Consider the following 1,118-nt stretch of genomic DNA (forward strand, 5'->3'; position numbering starts at 1 on the left):
GTATATAATGCACTTTCCTCTCTCACCAAAGCAGGAACGGCCAAAACCTGTTTTGGAAACTTGATGGCTGTCCCATTTACTTCAGCTTCTAAACGTGCTGCCGTAGCCAGTGTGGCAAGTAATTTCATTTGGCTTTCACCCACTTGTGACTCAAATCGAGTAGGATCAATTTGCGCAAGTGTCTGCCCCTTTTGAATGATGTCTCCCTCTTTGACATCTAAGCTGGTCAACACACCACCATCTAAAGATTGGATCGTCTGTTCTTTTGATGACGGAACAACCTTACCCGTTCCTGTAGAAACTTCTTCCAACTTGAATACATAGGCCCAAATCAAGAAAGCCAACAAGCCAATTGCAACGATCCAAATAATAAATGTGGATTTCGGTAAAGGCGGTTCTGAAAACTTTAATGCAGAGGGATTAGTTGGGCGTTGCAATACATTGGATACATGATCAACTTGAGCAGATTCAGCGTCTTGAGCTGTGATATTTGGGTCATTTTTTTCTTGGCTCATGTTGAAGTCCCTCCTGCATTTGCCTGCTGTGCAGGATTCAAAATGGCATCACGTGGCCCATCTTTGATAATCTTTCCTTCATGTACAACGATAATACGATCAACAAGTTGCAAAACAGCAGGACGATGCGTCGCCACCACTAAGGTCCGATGACCTAACCATTCTTTTAAATGCTGGATCAATACTTTTTCAGAAACATCATCAATCGAAGCAGTCGGTTCATCCAATAACACAATGTTTGGATTTCGCAGCAATAGTCGTGTGAGTAACAATGCTTGTTTCTGTCCTCCTGAGAATCCCACACCACCCTCAAGAATAAGATGATCTAGGCCTTCCTTTTTTTGTTCCACGATTTCTAAAGCATTGGTGATTTGTAAGGCTCGGATAATTTCATCATTGCTAGCTAATGGTGCACCCAAAGTTAAATTTTCACGAATGGTACCAAAGAACAAATGCGCGTTTTGATTCAGCAACGCCATATCACGACGAATATCATCGGGATCAAGCAAAGATTGATCGACACCATCCAAACTGATCTTGCCTTGTACTGGCAATTGCATTCCTGAAAGTAGCTGTAATAAGCTAGATTTACCTGCACCATTG

At 42.2% G+C, this 1,118-nt stretch carries 1 protein-coding gene and 1 pseudogene; both read right to left on the reverse strand.

Annotation, left to right across the window (positions count from 1 at the left end; translation table 11 throughout):
* Positions 1-515: pseudogene (locus FY049_RS22185) on the reverse strand (secretion protein HlyD); the annotation flags it as partial.
* Positions 512-1,118 (reverse strand): ATP-binding cassette domain-containing protein (locus FY049_RS22190; RefSeq protein WP_446084428.1); only part of this gene is annotated, 607 nt, incomplete at its 5' end. The pseudogene FY049_RS22185 and the gene FY049_RS22190, both read right to left, overlap by 4 nt.

Source organism: Acinetobacter sp. 1125_18A (assembly GCF_052824985.1).